Annotated in this window: 17 protein-coding genes; 12 read left to right on the forward strand and 5 right to left on the reverse strand. The window is 40.5% G+C overall.

Annotated features, from left to right (window positions below; genetic code table 11):
- The 4 genes from ACYVD3_RS24240 to ACYVD3_RS24255 form a co-directional block, all read left to right on the forward strand.
- On the forward strand, window positions 1–366 hold a 366-nt coding region (locus tag ACYVD3_RS24240; protein ID WP_460645072.1), incomplete at its 5' end, for a group II intron maturase-specific domain-containing protein.
- A 327-nt stretch (window positions 367–693) separates the two neighbouring features.
- Window positions 694–1,524 carry a PRD domain-containing protein gene (locus tag ACYVD3_RS24245; RefSeq protein WP_460645073.1) on the forward strand — a complete coding sequence of 277 codons (831 nt, stop codon included), beginning with the start codon at window positions 694–696 and terminating at the stop codon, window positions 1,522–1,524.
- A 90-nt stretch (window positions 1,525–1,614) separates the two neighbouring features.
- Window positions 1,615–3,465 carry a beta-glucoside-specific PTS transporter subunit IIABC gene (locus tag ACYVD3_RS24250; protein ID WP_460645074.1) on the forward strand — a complete coding sequence of 617 codons (1,851 nt, stop codon included), beginning with the start codon at window positions 1,615–1,617 and terminating at the stop codon, window positions 3,463–3,465.
- Between the two features lie 60 nt (window positions 3,466–3,525).
- Window positions 3,526–4,986 carry a glycoside hydrolase family 1 protein gene (locus ACYVD3_RS24255; RefSeq protein ID WP_460645075.1) on the forward strand — a complete coding sequence of 487 codons (1,461 nt, stop codon included), beginning with the start codon at window positions 3,526–3,528 and terminating at the stop codon, window positions 4,984–4,986.
- 57 nt (window positions 4,987–5,043) lie between these two features.
- On the opposite strand, the gene ACYVD3_RS24260 is transcribed toward ACYVD3_RS24255, so the two are convergent.
- The 4 genes from ACYVD3_RS24260 to ACYVD3_RS24275 form a co-directional block, all read right to left on the reverse strand.
- Window positions 5,044–6,687: a diguanylate cyclase domain-containing protein gene (locus ACYVD3_RS24260; protein ID WP_460645076.1), complete on the reverse strand. Its 1,644-nt coding sequence runs from the start codon at window positions 6,685–6,687 to the stop codon at window positions 5,044–5,046.
- A 206-nt stretch (window positions 6,688–6,893) separates the two neighbouring features.
- Window positions 6,894–8,111: a 6-phosphofructokinase gene (locus ACYVD3_RS24265; RefSeq protein WP_460645077.1), complete on the reverse strand. Its 1,218-nt coding sequence runs from the start codon at window positions 8,109–8,111 to the stop codon at window positions 6,894–6,896.
- 594 nt (window positions 8,112–8,705) lie between these two features.
- Complete coding sequence (locus tag ACYVD3_RS24270) at window positions 8,706–9,266, reverse strand: DUF4489 domain-containing protein (protein WP_460645078.1); 561 nt, start codon at window positions 9,264–9,266, stop codon at window positions 8,706–8,708.
- Between the two features lie 572 nt (window positions 9,267–9,838).
- Window positions 9,839–10,336, reverse strand: a complete 498-nt coding sequence (locus tag ACYVD3_RS24275) for a DUF4489 domain-containing protein (protein ID WP_460645079.1) — start codon at window positions 10,334–10,336, stop codon at window positions 9,839–9,841.
- 838 nt (window positions 10,337–11,174) lie between these two features.
- Here ACYVD3_RS24275 and eam point away from each other — a divergent pair.
- Window positions 11,175–12,437 (forward strand): glutamate 2,3-aminomutase, encoded by a 1,263-nt coding sequence (gene eam / locus ACYVD3_RS24280; protein ID WP_460645080.1) that lies wholly within the window; start codon window positions 11,175–11,177, stop codon window positions 12,435–12,437.
- Between the two features lie 151 nt (window positions 12,438–12,588).
- Here eam and ACYVD3_RS24285 read toward each other — a convergent pair whose 3' ends face one another.
- The gene (locus ACYVD3_RS24285) at window positions 12,589–13,095 is read right to left on the reverse strand and encodes a DUF4489 domain-containing protein (protein WP_460645081.1); all 507 of its coding nucleotides are present in this window, start codon (window positions 13,093–13,095) and stop codon (window positions 12,589–12,591) included.
- A gap of 452 nt (window positions 13,096–13,547) precedes the next feature.
- Here ACYVD3_RS24285 and ACYVD3_RS24290 point away from each other — a divergent pair, with 452 nt between their 5' ends.
- From ACYVD3_RS24290 to mscL, 7 genes are all read left to right on the forward strand, one after another.
- Entirely contained in the window at window positions 13,548–14,468 is a 921-nt protein-coding gene (locus ACYVD3_RS24290) for a YIEGIA family protein (protein ID WP_460645082.1), read from the forward strand.
- Complete coding sequence (locus ACYVD3_RS24295; protein ID WP_460645083.1) at window positions 14,455–14,646, forward strand: capping complex subunit for YIEGIA; 192 nt, start codon at window positions 14,455–14,457, stop codon at window positions 14,644–14,646. The genes ACYVD3_RS24290 and ACYVD3_RS24295 overlap by 14 nt, the downstream gene beginning before the upstream one ends.
- Before the next feature lie 21 nt (window positions 14,647–14,667).
- Window positions 14,668–16,992, forward strand: coding sequence for a xanthine dehydrogenase family protein molybdopterin-binding subunit (locus ACYVD3_RS24300; RefSeq protein WP_460645084.1), 2,325 nt, complete (start codon window positions 14,668–14,670; stop codon window positions 16,990–16,992).
- On the forward strand, window positions 16,989–17,819 hold the full coding sequence (locus tag ACYVD3_RS24305; protein WP_460645085.1) for an FAD binding domain-containing protein: 831 nt from the start codon (window positions 16,989–16,991) through the stop codon (window positions 17,817–17,819). Before ACYVD3_RS24300 ends, ACYVD3_RS24305 begins: the two co-directional genes overlap by 4 nt.
- Window positions 17,820–17,843: 24 nt before the next feature.
- Complete coding sequence (locus ACYVD3_RS24310; RefSeq protein WP_460645086.1) at window positions 17,844–18,314, forward strand: (2Fe-2S)-binding protein; 471 nt, start codon at window positions 17,844–17,846, stop codon at window positions 18,312–18,314.
- Between the two features lie 143 nt (window positions 18,315–18,457).
- Window positions 18,458–18,664: a hypothetical protein gene (locus tag ACYVD3_RS24315; RefSeq protein ID WP_460645087.1), complete on the forward strand. Its 207-nt coding sequence runs from the start codon at window positions 18,458–18,460 to the stop codon at window positions 18,662–18,664.
- A 210-nt stretch (window positions 18,665–18,874) separates the two neighbouring features.
- Window positions 18,875–19,369 (forward strand): large conductance mechanosensitive channel protein MscL, encoded by a 495-nt coding sequence (gene mscL, locus ACYVD3_RS24320; RefSeq protein WP_460645088.1) that lies wholly within the window; start codon window positions 18,875–18,877, stop codon window positions 19,367–19,369.
- Window positions 19,370–19,397: the final 28 nt, after the last annotated feature.

Raw genomic sequence — 19,397 nt, forward strand, 5'->3', positions numbered from 1 at the left:
TCCCGAAGATCTGTTCAGAGCATACGACCGGCAATGGAAAAGATAAAGGTATATGCGAGAGGCTGGCTTAACTATTACGGAATAGCAAGCATGAAGAACCCTATTGAGGATATCAACGGCTGGCTCTACCATCGTATACGAATGTGTATATGGAAACAGTGGAAGAAGCCTAAGACGAAGATGAGAAATCTAATAAAACTAGGAGTGTCCAAAGACTTAGCATATGTAACAGCTAATAGCCGAAGAGGTCATTGGTTTGTGACACACACAATGGCGGTAAATATAGCTTTAACAAAAGAAAGACTGACATGCAGTGGCTTCTATGATTTAGCCAATGCATATCAGTCAGTGCACGTCAACTATTGAAAGCGCCGTGTACCGAACGGTACGCACGGTGCTGTGAGAGGACGGCGGTTAGTCACCGCCTCCTACTCGATTATCCAGTTAAAGACCCAAGGATCAATTTGCTCTAAGTGGAATAGAGTCTCCCAATAATTGTAAATTAAATTATTAATTTTGGGTTGACAACAATTTTAAAATAAGCTATATTTTTATTATAATTTAGGGTGTTACCAATCGGGCATTACCAGACAATTATTCTTTTAAGGATATTGTCTGTTTTTTGTTTCAAGAGGATTTATATTATGTTTCTGCTTAATTTAAAAACGTAAAAGTGAAAGAGGTGAGATTGGATTGAAAATTTTACAGCCATATAATAATAATATAATTCTTGCTGAAGACAAAGGACAGGAAATCGTTCTTATTGGAACCGGTATTGGTTTCGGAAAAAAAGCTGGTCAGGAGGTGGATATATCAAAGATTGATAAAAAGTACATTTTAAACGCAGATAAAAAAGATCTGATAAATCTGGAAGTACTGGACAGCATTGATGAGAATTTGATTATTGAAGTACAGAGAATCCTGGAATCCATTGAGAAATCATCATGCTTTCAATTAAGTATAGGAGGCCTGGTCTCATTATTGGATCATCTGGATGCTACAATTAAAAATCAAGGCAAGGAAGAGGAACATCCTCTCAGATGGATTGTTAAAAGAATTTATCCCAATGATTACGAATTGGCAAGAAAAGTTATCCGATCTTTGAATGATAGATTCAAGATTCATCTTAATGATTTTGAAATTACCGCCGTTGCACTTCACTTCATTAATAATGGTTTCAGTCAATCGCTGAATGAGACTATGAACACAACGGAGGTGATCAATAAATCCATAAATATCATTGAATATTCCGGTGCGTTTGTTCTGGATAAGAAATCAATAAATTATTCCCGTTTCGTTACCCATTTACGCTTTTTAATGAAACGCCTGGAACTTAACGAAGATATTAGTAATGAAGATGATAATCTTTACAACGCAATTTATGATTGTTCAAGCTGTATCATTCATGAAACAACCGATAAGATTATTGAATATCTGCAATACCAGTTTGAAAAGAAAATTGGTAAATCGGAAAGAGCTTTTTTAATGATATATTTGAACAAGCTTTTAACTGAAAATAAATAATAGGGAGTCACTTTAAGTAGGCTATACCTGTAAAAGAGCAATTTCATTTGCGTCTTTTTCAGGTATTTTTTATTTTAGGAGGTAGCAGAGATGGATTATAATAATTTATCCAAAACTATATTAAAAAATGTAGGTGGAGAAGAGAACATACTGGATGTATATCATTGTATTACCCGGCTCAGATTTCATTTAAAAGATTCTTCAAAGGTAAATGAAAAAGAAATAATAGATTCTGAAGGAATCGCCGGAGCTCAATTTAAAGGAAGAGAATTTCAAGTCATCATTGGGAATGATGTGAAAAATGTATATGAAAATCTTGTTTCTCACATGAATGGTTCCAGAAAACAAGATGGAGAAGTAAGTGCTGAAAAAACAAATATCATGACAAAGTTAATGGATACTTTAGCAGGAGTATTCGTTCCGGTTTTACCGGCAATTACAGCAGCAGGTATGGTAAAGAGTGTTTTAGCATTGTTATTAGCTATCAAGGCAGTTTCTGCAGAGAGCGATATTTATCAATTGTTCAATATATTATCTGATGCTGCTTTTTACTTCCTTCCATTTTTGCTTGCTGTAACATCGGCACGAAAGTTTAAGACCAATGAATTTTTGGCGCTGACAGTAGCCGGTTCATTGATGTATCCAACAATTATAACAGGGGCAGCAAATAGCGATGTCTTACATGTGTTCGGTATAACAATCCCATTCATTAATTATTCTGCTTCTATTATTCCGATTGTGCTGAGTGTATGGCTATTAAGCAAGGTATATCGATTTATTGACAAAAGGACACCGGAAACAGTACGGCTTTTAATAGCGCCAATGCTGTCACTGTTTCTTATTGTTCCAATCTCACTTGGATTATTGGCTCCGTTAGGTAATTATGCAGGTTATTATTTAGCCAGCTTCCTTACATGGATTTTTGCAGTTTCCGGTCCAGTTGCGGGACTCATTTTAGGGGCAACAATTCCACTGATCGTTATGACGGGTATGCACTATGTAGTGAATCCAATAGTGCTGCAAAACTTAAATCAATTAGGCTATGATTTTATTGCCCCATTATTCTTTTTATGCAATATTGCACAGGCAGGGGCAACATTGGCTGTGTTTACAAAAGCAAAAGACAAGAAGCTGAAATCACTGGCTTTATCTACTGGTATTTCCGCTATATTTGGCATTACCGAACCTGCAATGTATGGCGTTAATATTCGTGAGAAAAAACCGTTTTATGCGTCCCTGATCGCTGGAGGCATCGGAGGTTTTGTGGCAACGATGTTTGGTGTTAAAGTCTATGCTTTTGTTATGCCGGGAATCACCGGGATCCCCGCTTACATTACCCAAGGCGGAGATAATACAAACATAGTCGTGATTCTTCTCAGTCTGTTAATTACATTTGCTTCCTCTTTTGGATTAACCCTAATTTTATGGAAAGATAAGAACATAAATATAAAAGAAGAGCCGCAAACAGTTCCGGAAGAAACAGTGAATGAAGAATTTGTTCGAAGCCCTATTGAAGGGGAAATTGTACCGCTTACAGATGTTCCGGATACAATTTTCTCCAAACAGATTGTTGGACTTGGGGTAGCAATCATACCGGAAATCCGGGAAATCCGCGCACCGTTTGACGGACAAGTAACAATGATATCGGAAAGCAAACATGCAATCAGTTTAAAATCCAAAAGCGGGATCGAATTGTTAATTCACGTCGGCATTGATTCTGCAAAACTTGGTGGTGAAGGCTTTGAGGTAAGCGTAAAAGCAGGAGATGCTATAAGAGTGGGTGATAAATTAATGGAGGTAAATTTGGATTATCTGAAAGAGAAAGGGATAGACATTATAACTCCGGTACTTGTAACAAACGCCTCCGCATTTAATAGAATTGAACTGCTTGGAGTAGGAAGTAAAGGAAATTGGGAAACGAATATTATTGCAATATCATAATTTTATAGGAAAGGAGAGTATTGATGTATTTGAAACTAAATACATGATACAAATAAAAAAATGATTACAGGATTTCCAAATGATTTTTTATGGGGAGCTGCAACTGCAGCAAATCAGGTGGAAGGAGGATATAATGAGGGCGGTAAAGGGCTTTCATCATTTGATATTGTCCCTTATTACGAACCTGAGGATCGTAAAAACCTGAAAGTTCTTACTTCTGATGTGACAGAGGAAGATTTTAAAAAAAATAAGGCTGGAGGAGCGGAAGGAAATTTTCCCAAAAGGCGAGGTTCCGATTTCTATCATCAATATAAAGAAGATATTAAATTGTTTGGTGAACTGGGACTGAAAGTCTATCGCTTATCCATTTCATGGGCAAGGATTTTTCCTGATGGCCTGTCAACTGAACCAAACAAAGAAGGCTTGAAGTTCTATAAAAATGTATTTTCTGAGTGTAAGAAATATGGCATGGAACCTCTTGTAACGATGTCTCATTATGAAATGCCGGTAGATATTGTTGATCGATTAAATGGTTGGGAAAGCAAAGAAACAATTCATCATTTTGTCAGGTATGCAAATGTGATTTTAAATGAATTCAAAAACGATGTAACATATTGGATTATTTTTAATGAATTAAATATGACGGTTTTCAGTCCCTATACAGGCGCAGGAATTTTACAGGAAAGGATTGTTTCCAAAAATATTGAAACTGCAAAATATAAAGCGATCCATCATCAATTTTTGGCGGCTGCAAAAGTAATAAGTATTGCCAGATCGATCAGCCCTAAGTTTAAAATTGGCTGCATGATCGCTCGCCTGGAAAATTATGCCGCTACCTGCAGACCGGAAGACCAGTTTTCAGCATTACTGGATGACCAGTTAAACTGTTTTTTCTTAGATGTATCTGTACGTGGGAAATATCCCGGATATATGACGAGGTTTTTTGCCGAGCATGACATTGAATTTGAGATTACGGAAGAAGAAAAAAGATTACTGGCATCAAATACATCAGATTTCATTTCTTTTAGCTTTTACAATACTTATGTTGCAAAGTATGATGATACAGGAACCCGTGTATCCGGAAATCTGGTTGATAGCGAGCCCAATCCATATTTAAAGACAACAGAATGGAACTGGCCCATCGATCCCCTTGGATTTCGAATTACACTGAATCGATTGTATGATAAATATCAAGTACCACTTTTTGTAGCGGAAAATGGACTTGGCGGGAATGATAAATTGGAAGAGTCTGGGGCTGTGCATGATACATATCGTATTGAGTATCTGCGTGAGCATATTGCTGCGATGAAAGAAGCGGTAAAAGACGGTGTAGAAATATTTGGGTATACTGTTTGGACAGCAATTGATTTAGTAAGTTGTGGAACCAATGAAATGAGTAAACGTTATGGATTTATTTATGTTGATGCGGATAATTACGGTAATGGCAGTTATAAGCGCTTTAAGAAAGATTCTTTTGCCTGGTATCAAAAAATCATTAAATCCAACGGAGAAATATTATAAAAATCAATTAAAAAGGGTGCTGCTAAATCAACGATTGATCTGCAGCACCCTTGATTTTCATAATTTTGTCATGCTCATCCCAGGTTCATAAACCGCATACTGACTGCGGCCATGTTTCTTCGCATGATAGAGAGCAATGTCGGCTTTTTCGTATAATTCTTCAAATACGGTTCCATCTTCCGGGTAAGCCGCCGTTCCCAGACTGCCGGAGATATGGGCTTCCGGTTCTAATGCGCTGCCTATTAAACTGCACAGGTTTTCCAGGCGGGCGTAAAGATCCATGCTGTAAGCCACATCCTTTAATAATATGATAAATTCGTCTCCTCCCAGCCGCCCAAAAATGTCATCCCGCCTTAAGGCGGATTTAAGCCTTGAGGCGGCGCGGTGGAGTGCCTTATCTCCAAACTGATGGCCGTAATTATCATTCAACTGTTTGAAACGGTCAATATCCAGCATAATGAGGATGTGATGACCCTGGCTGTTTTTTAATGTGCTGCGTATGGCATGTATGGCAGTTGCCCTGTTTAGCAGCCCGGTCAGGGAATCCTGTTTGGAAAGCTCCTGAAGTGTCAGAGCCTCCCGTTTGGATGCATCAATATCCTTAATGAGGATAAATGCCTTAATGGTATCGGTATAGGGATCAGAAACGATCTGAACCAGGCCAAGTCCCCAGTAGACATTTCCGTCCGGCCGCAAACGCCGATGCTCCAGCCGCAGGGACCGGTTTCCCCGATAATAGTGGTAGAGCAATTGGTTTTTGTTGAAGAATTTTAGATACATCTCCCGGTCTTCTTCAAAAATGTGATGCTCAGCGATATAGTTCATGATGCTGGAAAAAGAATTGGTGACATATTCCGGCATGGTCTGAGTCATTTCACCGATGATCTCTTCAAATAAGTCGAATTTTAGATTATATTCGTAATAGCCGATGCAGCCTTTTTTCTGTTCACGCATGTACTCCATCCATTTTTGATAAGCCAGTTCTTTTTCATATTGGTCCGTAATATCCTGGTAGGATATGATTCCTCTGAGAGGTTTTTGATCCTCAGTATACACCAGGGAGTAATGAGTAGAAAACCAGTGATAATCTCCTGAACCTGTTTTTAGGCGTGTAATGCACTTCCCCTCGGGCACCCCCCGCTCCATGTTCTGATAAAAATCCAGAAGATCGGTGACGCTTTCCTTGTGTACAATGCCGTTTTCAATAAGAAATTCCGGGGAGAGAGGCAGAGTGTAGGGGAAGGGGAAGGTTCTGGAAAATTCAGGCGAAGGGGAAAGGGTTCTGGAAGGAATGTCATAGATGCTTACAAGGCAGCCGGAATGCCGGCTGGCCAGCCGGTATTGTTCTTCACGGATCCGTAAGTGTTCCTGGAATTTTTTCATACATGTGATATCAGAGATGGCACAGTACAGTAATTCCTCCTCAGGGATATAATTCAGTTGCAAGGAGCACCAGACACAGTTTTTTTGCATTTTTGCTTTGAATTCCAGTTCAAAGCTCACTGCCTGGTCTGTTAAGTGGCTGCGTATTTCTGTCAGCAGCTCCGGATATTCCGACTCACATACCATGTCCTTAAGAGAAGCAGGCGCTTGGAATAATGCCTTTATCGCCTGATTGGAATAAAGAATGGTAAGGTCTTCATCGGTTTTAAGCTTCAGTATGCCGCAAGGGATGCGGTCTAAACAAGGTTCTTCGTTCATTGTTCACTTTCTCCCATAAGTGCTTTTGAAAATAGAATTAGACTTTATTATGAATATATGAGGCATGCTGTCAAAAAATGCACAAAAAAAATGAATATAGTAGACTTTAGAAAATAAATGATCAGAAATATTGATCCGGTAAATAAAATACGGCACAGCCAGAGAAATAACTGGCTGTGCCGCTTTGTGAGTTCAGCGGAGAAGCATCATTTTCGGTACAGATATACAGGTCTGCCGCTTTCCATTTTCCTTTGAGGCTCCCCCTGGATCAAAGGCAGGACATATTCCAGAAAATCCGGGGTGACATCGGTGCCATTGCTGCAGATCCATTGGGAGGGGAACAGCTTTTCCTGATTGCACACCTGGCTGACATCAACCGTGGTGCATTCCATGGAATAAGGAGAATTTCCTGTGCGGCAAAAGGCGACCATCCTTCCGGTAATACCGTTTAAAGCGGCTTTTACTCCTTGTGAGCCTGCCTGTACGGATTCTTCTATATCGGTGGCAGAAGACAGCATGCCGCTGCAGCGCTGGCTTACATTCAACTCAATGGAACGGACCTTTACGCCGAAACGGTCGCGGACAAAATTCTCCAGCATTTTACCGCTTCCGGTCAGCATTTTATGGCCAAAGGTGTCTAAACGGACTTCATCTGCATATTCGCATATGAATTTACCCTGGGCATCAGAGAGTCCCTCAGAGATACAGATAATAACGGAATTGTTTTTATTAAGAGCAGATTTTACATCCGATGCAAACCGTTCAAAGTCAAAATCCGTTTCAGGAAGGTAGATAAGCACGGGATTATCCCCCTCAAATTTTCTGGCCAGGGCACTGGCAGCGGTGAGCCAGCCTGCATGGCGGCCCATCAGCTCGATGATGGTGACGGACTTTTGCTGGTAGACAGAAGAATCCAGAACGATTTCCCGGACAGTGTCAGCCACGTATTTGGCAGCACTGCCATATCCGGGAGTATGATCCGTTAAAATCAAGTCATTGTCAATGGTTTTGGGAACTCCGATGAAACGGATGGTGCTATTGTGATGGGCGGCGTAGCGGGAAAGTTTGCTTACCGTATCCATGGAATCATTGCCGCCGATGTAAAAGAAATATCCTATTTCCAAGGCCCGGAATTTTTCAAACAGAGCTGGATAAAAGGGAGAAGACAGATCGTCAGGGAGTTTATAGCGGCAGGAACCTAAATAAGCAGCAGGTGTTAATTTCAGAAGTTCCAGTTCTTCTTCCGTTAAGTCGCCGGTTAAATTCATATAGTTGCCGGACATGAAGCCTTCTATGCCATTGATCATACCGTAAACCCGGCCGACTTCAGCCTGAGCCATTCCTTCCTTGATGACGCCGTAAAGGCTTGCATTGATCACAGCGGTTGGTCCGCCGGATTGTCCTACGATTGCATTTTTCTTCATGTGTAATATCCTCCAAGTTTGCATATGCCACAGGCACCTTCCCTATTCTATAATAGAAAGAGTTTCTTTGCAACGGTCATTTTCCTGATTTACCAGGAAATAATTGGCCCATAAAAAGGGAGGAGCCGGTGAAATGTGACTTTCACCGGCCAGTTATGAAAAAAAGTTTTTAATTTAACAAGTATTGGAGTTCTTCTTGTTACTGTCTTAAGTATAGCGGATAGATGTGAAAAAAGTTTGTAGAAGATGTAAATAAATTTTGTACGTCCTGTGAAAAAACTGTGAATGAAAACTATAAGGATTTCATAAGCGATTATAGCCGTTATATGCGTTATTGCTTATTATTGAATAAATAACCTGCTGGAGCAGGAATCAACTACCTTCAGACAATGGATCAGGAGATTGGTATTTCCTTGGCAATACACTGGAAGGACTTCCGAAAGGTGCCTGTTGGCATACAAAAGATAATGGAGCTCAAGAAATCCGGTATGTAGATTCGCTGAATGGTATATAAACAAAAGGCGAGTATCCAAATAGTACGGACTCGCCTAATTCTGTCTCCTAAGTTCGTAGAGCAAACTTAAATTGTTCCCCTTAGTATTTACATGCACCCTCAATAATGATAGCAGCCAGAGATGAATTGTTAATGGTCGTTATACCTGAAGTAGCCCCCTCAGTTTGAGTAGCTACAACACTATAGAAACAGCATTCATCACAGGTTGTATCACAATCACATACAGAAAATGAGAAGGTATTACCATCCGTAACTTCAACAAGGGGTGAAAATGTCCAAATTGGCCCTAGGGGAATAGGTGTCATTTGATTTCTGCATTGTTTAAAAATCTGGAAATTAAGAATTAGAGATGCAGCGGTAGTAATGATATTACTTGCAAATTCTAATTGAATACATGGCTGGTTCATACCTTTTGTTTCTACATTTACAGTAGCTAATGTAAATGCAGCTCCGGCAGGAGTCTCAACAGGAAGTGTTACAGGTCCTGACGATATCCCGCATTTTAAGCGTGTTCTATTAGGTTTAAGAGGCTTTGGGATCCTCTCAAATTTGCAAATGCATTTACACTCACTGCATTTATGATCACAATCATAACATATTTCTCTATCTTCGTATTCATCACTGTATTCATTGGCATTCATGAAAAATCCTCCTTATCCTGATTTTACATTTCTAAAGAAGTTGTCTGAGTTCTTATAGTCTATTATATTCTAAAGCTAATTCTTCGTGATTTTAACCCTGATATTTTAATGGTGCAGTAAAATCAGGCATTATAAAGATGCCTGCAGATGAAGCTGATGATGAATAAACAGATATCGAAAAAAAAGGTGGCCTAAGATTAAAAAAAGGGGACTTGTCACTCAGTCCCCCGGAAAATAATATGCGCTGAAAAGGTGTGAGACGCATATTGAATTCTAATTTGTATTATATAAAAGTAGGAAAATTACCCCTATTCTTATTTTCTTGTTATGATGAGGTTGATTGGCTAACGTAATTACTGATGGGGACACCACGGCCGTAGCTAAACTTGTTAGCCAACTCTCATTGTCATGCATTGGATTCCGTAAGTTGGAACGCAGCTCGGCTCACCTTATATTTTCCCGAGTTTCGGATTATCATTGTTTCATGGAATAATCTGATATGAAAATATTGTTTTTATCTAAAATAATAACAGAGTTATGACGGCAGCAGATTGTATTTATCTGTGCTGAATTTAGCAGTCGCAGCCATTGTCGTTAATAATGGCACTGAGTGTCGCATTACTGATATATGATACAAGAGTAACGACAACAGTAACAGTAATTACGACAAAATAAGTGCAGCAGCCACACGTACATAAATCATTATCACATACAGTAAAATTAATGGTATCAGCTTCTGTTGTAGCAACAGCTCTGGTATACTCATAAATTCCGCTGACCGGAATGGGTGTAGCCTGGTCTGAACACTGTTTAAAGATTTGAAAACTAAAGCCGTCTGTTGCATTTGTGCCTATATTTGCAGTAAATGAAAGCTGGATGCAGGGATGCTCGAACTCAGAAGTATCAATGGCTAATGTTGCAATTGTTTCTGTTGTGCCTACTGCGGCTAAGTTAGGAAATGCAACAAATCCGGGGCATCCGCATTTTAACACAGTTCTGCTTGGTTTTACTTGTTTCTTCTCGCAACAACATTCATCGAAGTAGTAATCGCATTCACATTTTTGACTCATATAAAAACCTCCGTTATTTAGGAATTGGATTCATTAAAAGTAATAATTATAGTGATTTCCCCTGTACTTTGTACAATATTATATTATGATAATTCTTAAAGTGTGAGTGGTTTTGGTAAAGGTACCTTTAAAATGGCATTCTTATTAATTTACCGTAATCGACAAGAAAATGGTAAAAATGTGGTCTATATGAAATAATACTTGTCATTAAGAATAGATAATGAAAGAAATAGTCTTTACGGGAAACAGGATATTGGGATGCAGTGACCTGGGCTGATTTATGCATATAGTGAGTTGCTTTCCGAGAGCGATGTGATGATAATAAGAGCCTGCCTCACAGAATGATCATTTTGCAGAACCAGACAAGCCGGTCAATAAGTCCGCAGATGTTTTTTCTTATTTGCTATTTTCCATAGGGTTGACTAAGTAACAACTTTACTGATATAATTAAGTTGTTGCTTTGGGCGGGTTAATAGAGCAGAAAATAATAGAAGAAGCATATGTGAATCTTATTGTTAAAGATTCACGGAAACCATTTACCCAGCCCTGATCTGACATTATAATCCTCCATCATATCTTGAATTTATGAATATTAATAACGTTTCATTTTCCAACAAGCAAAGGCCCGGTGCAGGCTGCCCGGCAGATAAAACTGCAGGTTTGTTGAAACACTTTGGAAGATGTATTGTCCAATCATCCCGCAAAAGAACTATTAAAGTAAAATTTGAACAAACCGCTGTTTGTTTCGTAACAATAGAGAAGCTTTCATTTTTCGTTGTAAAAATCTCCATAGGAAGTTTTTTTTACGGAGTGAATAAAATATGTAAGGAGACATTTAATGGAAAAAGACAAAAAACGACAGGTATCACTTGAAAGAGCAGAGGAATTAAAGGGGCGGATCGAAGATTTTTTAGAAGCTCGTAAGAGGATTCCAAAGGGAATGGACATGGAAGAAGAGTTCGTTAAGAGGAAAAACAAAATATTAGAGGTATTGGATGCCACAGAAGAGAACTGGAATGATTATCAGTGGCAGTTAACCCATAAGATAACGGATGTTGAGACCTTAAGTAAAATCATTCCCTTAAGTGAAACAGAAAAAATGCGCATCAAAAAGGTTGAGAAAAAATTCAGATGGGCGGTTTCTCCGTATTATTTAAGTCTGGCAGATCCGTATGACAGATATGATCCTATACGGTTGTTATCAATTCCAACCTATAAAGAATTGGATGATTCCTGCTTAGACCTTGATCCCATGGGTGAAGAATTTACAAATCCCGCAGGCTGCATCACAAGGCGGTATCCAGACCGGTTAATCATTAATGTGACCAATGAGTGTGCCATGTATTGCAGGCACTGCCAGAGAAGAAGGAATATCGGTGAGGAAGATGTCCATAGGTCTCGTAAGATGATCCTGGAGTCCATTGATTATATAAGAGAAAATGAAGAAATCAGGGATGTACTGATCACTGGCGGGGATGCCCTATGTCTTTCTGATGAGGACCTTGAGTGGATGATAAGGCAGCTAAAAGAGATACCTCATATTGATTTTATCCGACTGGGTACCAGGAGCCTGGTAACCATGCCTCAAAGGATAACGGATCAATTATGCTCCATGCTTAAAAAATATCATCCGATCTATATAAACACTCATTTCAATCATCCCATAGAAATTACAAAAGCGTCAAAAGCAGCTTGTGAAAAACTGGCTGATTCCGGAATTGTCCTGGGAAACCAGGCCGTATTGTTAAATGGAATTAATAATGATAAGTATATCATGCGAGTGCTCAATCATGAGCTGCTCAAATGCAGAGTAAGGCCTTATTACATCTTTCATGCAAAACATGTTCAGGGAACCGCTCATTTTAACACATCCATTGAAGATGGCATAGAGATCATGGAATACTTACGAGGCTATACTTCAGGCCTGGCGATCCCGACATTTATAGTAAACGCTCCCAAGGGACAGGGAAAAACCCCTATTTTTCCCAACTACATTGTATCCCGGGGACCAGGGTATGTTCAGCTCAGAACCTGGGAAGGAAATATCGTTAAATATGAAGATCATGAAACAAAGGATATTCGGAATTACCTTGAATCTTAAATAATCATTTGAATTTGATGATTTTGTTTTCCCATCATAAAAAGCAGCCTCCTAACACGGTTTTATAAAAGTATTATACCGTGTTAGGAGGCTGCTTTTGCTATTTTATCAACAGGCATCTGATATGAAGATTTTTTTATCTGTGCTGAATTTAGCAGCCGCAGCCATTATCAGTAATAATAGCGCTGAGTGTTGTACCAATATATTGATCTAAAGTAGGGATAACGGTAACAGTAACGACGACTAGATAAGTGCAGCAGCCATCCATACAGGAATCACAATCACAATCGCATACAGTAAAATTAAAGGTATCAGTTTCCGTTGTGGCAACGGCTCTGGAATATTCATAGACTCCGCTGACCGGAGTGGGTGTAAGCTGGTCTGAACACTGTTTAAAGATTTGAAAACTATAGCCGCTTGTTACACTTGTATAAATATTCGCAGAAAATGAAAGCTGGATGCAGGGACGCTCTAATTCTGAAGTATTGATCGGTAATGTGGCAATAGTCCGTGTTGTACCGATCAAGGTAGCAACAGGAAATGCAACAAATCCGGGGCATCCGCATTTTAACAAAGTTCTGGTTGGTTTTCCGTATTTCTTCTCACAACAACATTCATCGCAGTCGTATTCGCATTCACATTCACATCTCTGACTCATATAAAAACCTCCGTTATTTAGGAATTGGATATTATTGAAATTGATAACAAATATAGTGATTTTTACCTGCATCTTGTACATTATTATATTGCGGTAAAATTTAAAGTGTGAGTATTTTTGAAAAAAGGTATCTTCTAAAAGGCATCTTTGTTAATTTGCCAGAGGTAATAGACATGAAAGTGGTAGAAAAAATGTCTACACGGGAAAAATATATGATATAAGGAAAGAAAATATAAAATCCAGGCATTTACCAATAGTGCCGTTCCCGTGAATCTCAAGACCAGCCGGCGGACCATTGTCAAAGAGATTGCAGAACTGACGGTGGACACCATCAGCCTGTAACAGGTACAGCAGATTTTCTATTTTCTGCATATTGTAGCAGGAAGAGGAGATAATAATCCAAAAATAAGATTGGAGAATTATGGTTTCCCCAGTGATGCCATTATAAAAAAATGGAAAAAACATTAGCATTTCATGACCTTGTTATCATATTGTGCGGGATAGCAATGGGAACAATTGCGCGGATCGCCACCCTTCGTATTGATACACGTCAAAATCCCAGTTATCCTACCGGCGGTTTTATCAGCATCGTAATTGGCATTCTGGCTTCTGCTTTGGGCGCTGTTGCAATCCCCTCTCTGCTAAACAAAGAATTTACGGCTGTTACGTTTATTGCCTTAGCCATCCAACACTTCCGGGATGTGAGGAAAACAGAAAAGGAAAGTCTTGAAGATCTGGAAAAAACAGAGTATTCCAAAAGAGGGGCTGCTTATATTGACGGTATTGCCAAGACCTATGAATCCAGAAATTATTTATCTCTCCTCACATCCCTGTTTGTTGTATTGATTTTAAGCATTTTATCTTTGGACAGTCTGCTATTGAACATGTTGGTTGCCTTGGTCAGCGGCCTTTGTATTATTTATTTCCTGACAAGATTAACAAAGGGCAAGTGTATCGGTGATATCTGCAACATAAAAGAAGGAAAACTAACCATAGATCATTCCGATTTGTTTGTGGACGGTATGTATGTAACCAATGTGCTGGGAACCAGAAAAAGCCGGGAAATATTTTTAAAGGAAGGCATTGGCATTGTCATAGAACCGAAAAGCAGTAAATTCAGAATTACCCTTGAGAATTATGGACAGAGGCAGGCCATGCTCTTTGAGGCTACCAGGACCTTTGGCGTGAAACGGTACAGTTTTACCAGAAAAAATTATACGAAAGGAAAGCTGCTGCTGGCCTTTGTGCCAATTGTCCGTGATCCTGACGCCATCATAGACGTCATTAAAAAAACACCGGTATTGGAAAACAGCAGGAAAATCAATACGATTATGGATATTGATATAGGAGGAGGTATTAATGGGACAGAGTAACCCGGAGATATTAGTTTATATAACAGATAACAAAGAAAGGATCATATCAGGCGATCCTTTGACCCTTTATATCCCTGATTTAGAGGAACGTGAGACCTGTCTGACCGATTTGGGGAAGGCGCTTCGCGCCAATGTGGTGCAGTTAAAAAACGGCGACCATATATTAATAAGCAGGTAGAATATTTTCAGGAGGCGGCTAATGGAAACCCAGTTAGGAAAAGACACGGTAAGAAAAGAGGCAAAAGATAAGGTAACAGGCGCAGCCAAATATACAAATGATATGACCGATTCCCCTATGCTTTATGTCAGATTATTGACAAGTGTTCATGCTCATGCCCGGATCATATCCATAGATACCGGGGAAGCATTGTCAATGACGGGGGTAAGGGCGGTCATTACGGCCAAGGACCATCAGATCCTGTGCGGCACCATGTTTCGGGACAGGCCTCCCTTAGCCGGAGAAAAAGTGCGTTACTATGGGGAACCGGTTGCAATGGTTGTTGCAGATGATGAAATGTTGGCAAAGGCGGCTGCGGGGAAAATACTTGTAGAGTATGAACCCCTGCCGGTTGTAAATTCTGTGAAAGAGGCATTCAAAAGGAATCCTGTTATTATACATGAAGATCTCATGTCATATACAAAGGCCACGGAGGAAGTCTACCCTGTAAAAGGCACTAACATCTGCCACCATCAGAAAATCAGAAAAGGCGACATGCAGATAGGATGGCAGGACAGCGAAATCGTTGTAGAGGGCAGCTTTTCACTGCCTCAGTCTGATCATGCTGCCATGGAAACCAGGGCAGTCCACTGCATCGTCATGCCGGATGACAGCGTAATGATAAAGACCTCATCCCAGTGCCCCTATGAGGTTAAGGAATTGATCAGCAAATACTTTAATATTCCCGAAGGAAAGGTTATCGTCCAGGTTCCCTTTGTTGGCGGCGCATTTGGAGGAAAGGCATGTGTACAGCCGGAGATTCTGGCGGTGATCGCTGCAATGAATGCAAAGGGAAAATGGATCAATCTGGCAAATACGAGAGAGGAAGATCTGGTCACTTCCCCATGTCATTTGGGGTTGGAAGGAACAATCAGGCTGGGAGCTAAAAGAAACGGACAGATCATGGCGGCGGAAATGATCTTCCAGATAGATACCGGTGCATATTCGGATATTTCCCCTAAAATAACGAAGGCTATTGCGGTGGAGTGCGCCGGCCCTTACCGGATACCCAATATCCAATGTGATTGTTACAGCGTATATACAAACCATCCGTATGCAACCTCTTTCCGGGGATTCGGACATGAGGCGCATACCTTTTGTCTGGAAAGAATGATGGATAAGCTGGCGGCCGGGACAGGGATGGACCCTTTTCATCTAAGGCTTTTAAACCTGGTCCATCCCGGTGATTTGACCCCTACCCAGGTTAAAGTCACCGCCAGTAATACAGGCAATGGGGCAGAATGCCTTGAACGATTAAAGACGCTCATTAACTGGAAGGAAGGGGCGCGAATAGAAGAAGAAAATGGCTTGGTAAGAGCAAAAGGGATCAGTTGTCTGGTCAAAACCTCTGATACTCCTACGGATGCAGGAGCAAGCGCTGTTTTAACCTTTAATTCTGATGGAAGCATAAATCTGGATTGCGGTGCTGCCGAGATAGGGCCGGGAATGAAGACAACGGCAGCCCAGTTATTGGCGGAGAGAATGAAAATAAATATTGATGATGTTTATGTAAAACTGGATGTAAATACTCAGTCAACACCGTATTTATGGAAAACAGTTGCCAGCATGACTACCTTTTTAGTGGGACGCGCTGTTTTGAATGCGGCTGATGACGCCATATCCCAGATACTGAATTTGGCATCAATTACGCTGAGGTGTCCGCCTGAGGATCTGGATTTTGAGAACAAGATGATTTTTGTAAAGCATGATCCAGAGCTTTACATCATGTTCAAAGACCTGGTCAAGGGCTATAAATATCCCGATGGCAATTCTGTCAAGGGGCCTGTCATTGGGCGGGGCAGCTATATTGTGAACCGTCTTACGCCCCTAAATGAGGCATCGGGACAGGGGAGACCAGGCCAAAGCTGGACCGTAGGCGCCCAGGCTGTTGAAATTGAATATGATACCAGACAGCATACCTACCGGCTTTTAAAGGCAGCTTCCGTTATCGATGCGGGAAAGGTTTTAAACCCCAAGAGTGCAAGAGGCATGGTTATGGGCGGTATGTGTATGGGACTGGGGCTTGGTACCTGTGAAGATTTCACCTGCAATGAAAATGGAATTGTAGAAGATACAAGTTTCCGCACCTATAAAATGATTCGTTACGGAGAAAATCCGGAATATCTGGTTGATTTTGTAGAGACGCCTCAAATCGATGCACCTTACGGAGCCAGAGGTATTGCAGAACACGGCATTATTGGAATACCTGCCGCACTGGCAAATGCCATATCATTGGCGGCTGAGATAGATGTAAACCGGCTTCCTATTACGCCTGAATTCATATGGCGGGAAAGGTCGAAATTATGATACCTTTTGATTTTGATTATTATAAACCGGAAAGCATGGAAGAAGCATTCGACTGTTACCATGATTTGATTTTGAATAACAAAAAGCCTCTTTATTATGGAGGCGGTACGGAAATTATCAGTATGGCCAGAGTAAACAATATAGAATTTGATGCGGTCATTGATTTAAAAGGAATACCGGAGTGCAATGAGCTTGAGATAAGTGACGGGAAGTTCAGGATTGGAACCGCACAAACCCTTACGAATATTGCGGAGTACAATGCATATCCTCTGCTGTCCCAAACCATAAAACGAATTGCAGACCACACCATCCAGGGAAAGATTACCATAGGCGGCAATCTGGCCGGAACCATTAAGTACCGGGAGGCGGCTTTGCCATTGATGATCAGTGACTGTTCCCTGCAGGTGATGACACAGGGTGGCTTGGTACAAGTACCGTTTTTACAGGCATTCAAAGGGAAACTGCAGTTAAAAAAAGGAGAATTTCTTGTATCCGTATTAATAGAGGAAGAGGATCTGAATTTGCCTTACAATCATGTGAAAAAGACCAAAATAGAGAAAATAGATTACCCGTTGATCACCATGGCGGCGTTGAAAAATAAGAAGGCAGTAAAAGCGGCAATTTCCGGGTATGGAGATAATCCGATCATTCTATCTGAACGGATCATAAACCATAAATCATATAGCACGGAACAGAAAATTACTAAAATCATAAATTTAGCGCACAATGACTGCAAAGGTGATTTATCAGGAAGCAGAGAGTACCGGGAATTCGTATTAAAAAATATACTGCAGGAAATGTTTAATAATTTTGAAAAGATCGGATGATCTTTTTGGGAATTGAGGGATTGTATGTATTTGTCAGGAAACAGCGTAATAGTTCTTAATGTAAACGGTGAGGATAAATCCGTTATGGTCAAGCCTGCCCACACCCTGCTTCATGTTCTCCGGGAAGAGCTGTCTTTAACCGGGGCCAAAAGCGGCTGTGAAAACGGAGACTGTGGAGCGTGCACGGTGCTGGTTGACGACATGCCTGTCAAATCCTGCCTGATACTGGCGGCAGAGGCAGTGGGTCATAAAATAACAACCGTAGAAGGGCTGAAAGACGCTCCAATACAGGATGCATTTATAAAGAATTGGGGATTTCAATGCGGTTATTGCACTTCCGGATTTCTGATGGTTTGCCATGCATTGGCCAAGCACGTTCCAAACGCCGACGATCATATAATAGAAGAATGGTTACAATCCAATCTATGCAGATGCACCGGTTACGAGGAAATTGAGAATGCCGTAAAATCAATATTATCAGGGAATTATAACTGAAAAAACAGGCGTGTGTTTTGGAATGATATTTAAAATAAAGGCACTTTATTTAGACGGAGCTTTGAGGAAACAGTTTTTATATATGTGATTCACGTCTTGTCTAGCCATCCCATACAATATGATATAACTATGAGAAGAGGTATATGATATGGGATGTTTTAATTTTAGGTCAAGTGGTTGTAAATGCAATAATAATTGCAACAACTGTAATAATAGCTGCAATAATAACTGCAGCAATAAATGCAACATCGATCCTTGTGCGGAAGCAAAAAGAGAGGCATATTGTGCCGGCTTCAAAGATGGATGTAACGATCCCTGCTGCAGGGCTAACAAACGATAAACGCGGCTGATAGTAAAATCAAGCGGGTATCCGGCATTCGGAACCCGCTTTTTTGAGATACTGCCATAACTGCCTCCCATTTCTGCAATAAGGCGGCTGCAGGAAAAGTTTTCTGCCGTGAACTTTTACATTCACAAATTGCAGAATTTGCTGTTTTATGATATTATAATTCCAAAGTTTACCAACAGATTTTATAAATCTGTAGAGAGGACTGACGTTTATGGGAAATAAAAAAGGTATTATAGCCGAATTTAAAGAATTTGTTTTGCGCGGGAATGTAGTGGATCTGGCAGTGGGTGTCATTATCGGCGCTGCTTTTCAGGCAATTGTCAATTCCCTGGTCAAGGACATCATATCGCCTTTGATCGGAGTGATTACCGGAGGAGTGGACTTCTCCAGTAAATTTGCCCTTCTGTATAACGCCCCGGAAGGTGGGGATGTTTCCACTCTGCAGTCTGCACAGGCTCTTGGGCCGGTGTTTGCTTATGGTTCCTTTATTACGGCTGTTATCAACTTTTTTATTATGGCTGCCGTTATTTTCATGATGATAAAGGTGATCAATTCCCTGCGTGGAAAGAAGCAGCAGGCAGAGCCCGCTGCTCCTGTGGACAAGGAGTGTCCCTATTGCTTCAAACGTGTCAATATCAGTGCCACCCGCTGTCCCTATTGTACAAGCCAGCTTGGAACACAGCAGGAAACCGTGGAGCAGGACTAGGGGAATAGAAATCCGGGTTTTGATAAAA

This window comes from Lacrimispora brassicae, assembly GCF_054772055.1.

What these genes read in the sequence shown, in the direction of transcription:
- ACYVD3_RS24275 (WP_460645079.1), bottom strand. Translation starts at nt 10,336, where the DNA reads ATGAGTCAAAAATGTGAATGCGATTACTACTTCGATGAATGTTGTTGC.
- ACYVD3_RS24290 (WP_460645082.1), top strand. Translation starts at nt 13,548, where the DNA reads ATGGAAAAAACATTAGCATTTCATGACCTTGTTATCATATTGTGCGGG.
- ACYVD3_RS24310 (WP_460645086.1), top strand. Translation starts at nt 17,844, where the DNA reads ATGTATTTGTCAGGAAACAGCGTAATAGTTCTTAATGTAAACGGTGAG.
- ACYVD3_RS24285 (WP_460645081.1), bottom strand. Translation starts at nt 13,095, where the DNA reads ATGAGTCAGAGATGTGAATGTGAATGCGAATACGACTGCGATGAATGT.
- mscL (WP_460645088.1), top strand. Translation starts at nt 18,875, where the DNA reads ATGGGAAATAAAAAAGGTATTATAGCCGAATTTAAAGAATTTGTTTTG.
- ACYVD3_RS24270 (WP_460645078.1), bottom strand. Translation starts at nt 9,266, where the DNA reads ATGAATGCCAATGAATACAGTGATGAATACGAAGATAGAGAAATATGT.
- eam (WP_460645080.1), top strand. Translation starts at nt 11,175, where the DNA reads ATGGAAAAAGACAAAAAACGACAGGTATCACTTGAAAGAGCAGAGGAA.
- ACYVD3_RS24295 (WP_460645083.1), top strand. Translation starts at nt 14,455, where the DNA reads ATGGGACAGAGTAACCCGGAGATATTAGTTTATATAACAGATAACAAA.
- ACYVD3_RS24315 (WP_460645087.1), top strand. Translation starts at nt 18,458, where the DNA reads ATGATATGGGATGTTTTAATTTTAGGTCAAGTGGTTGTAAATGCAATA.
- ACYVD3_RS24265 (WP_460645077.1), bottom strand. Translation starts at nt 8,111, where the DNA reads ATGAAGAAAAATGCAATCGTAGGACAATCCGGCGGACCAACCGCTGTG.
- ACYVD3_RS24305 (WP_460645085.1), top strand. Translation starts at nt 16,989, where the DNA reads ATGATACCTTTTGATTTTGATTATTATAAACCGGAAAGCATGGAAGAA.
- ACYVD3_RS24300 (WP_460645084.1), top strand. Translation starts at nt 14,668, where the DNA reads ATGGAAACCCAGTTAGGAAAAGACACGGTAAGAAAAGAGGCAAAAGAT.
- ACYVD3_RS24250 (WP_460645074.1), top strand. Translation starts at nt 1,615, where the DNA reads ATGGATTATAATAATTTATCCAAAACTATATTAAAAAATGTAGGTGGA.
- ACYVD3_RS24255 (WP_460645075.1), top strand. Translation starts at nt 3,526, where the DNA reads ATGATTACAGGATTTCCAAATGATTTTTTATGGGGAGCTGCAACTGCA.
- ACYVD3_RS24260 (WP_460645076.1), bottom strand. Translation starts at nt 6,687, where the DNA reads ATGAACGAAGAACCTTGTTTAGACCGCATCCCTTGCGGCATACTGAAG.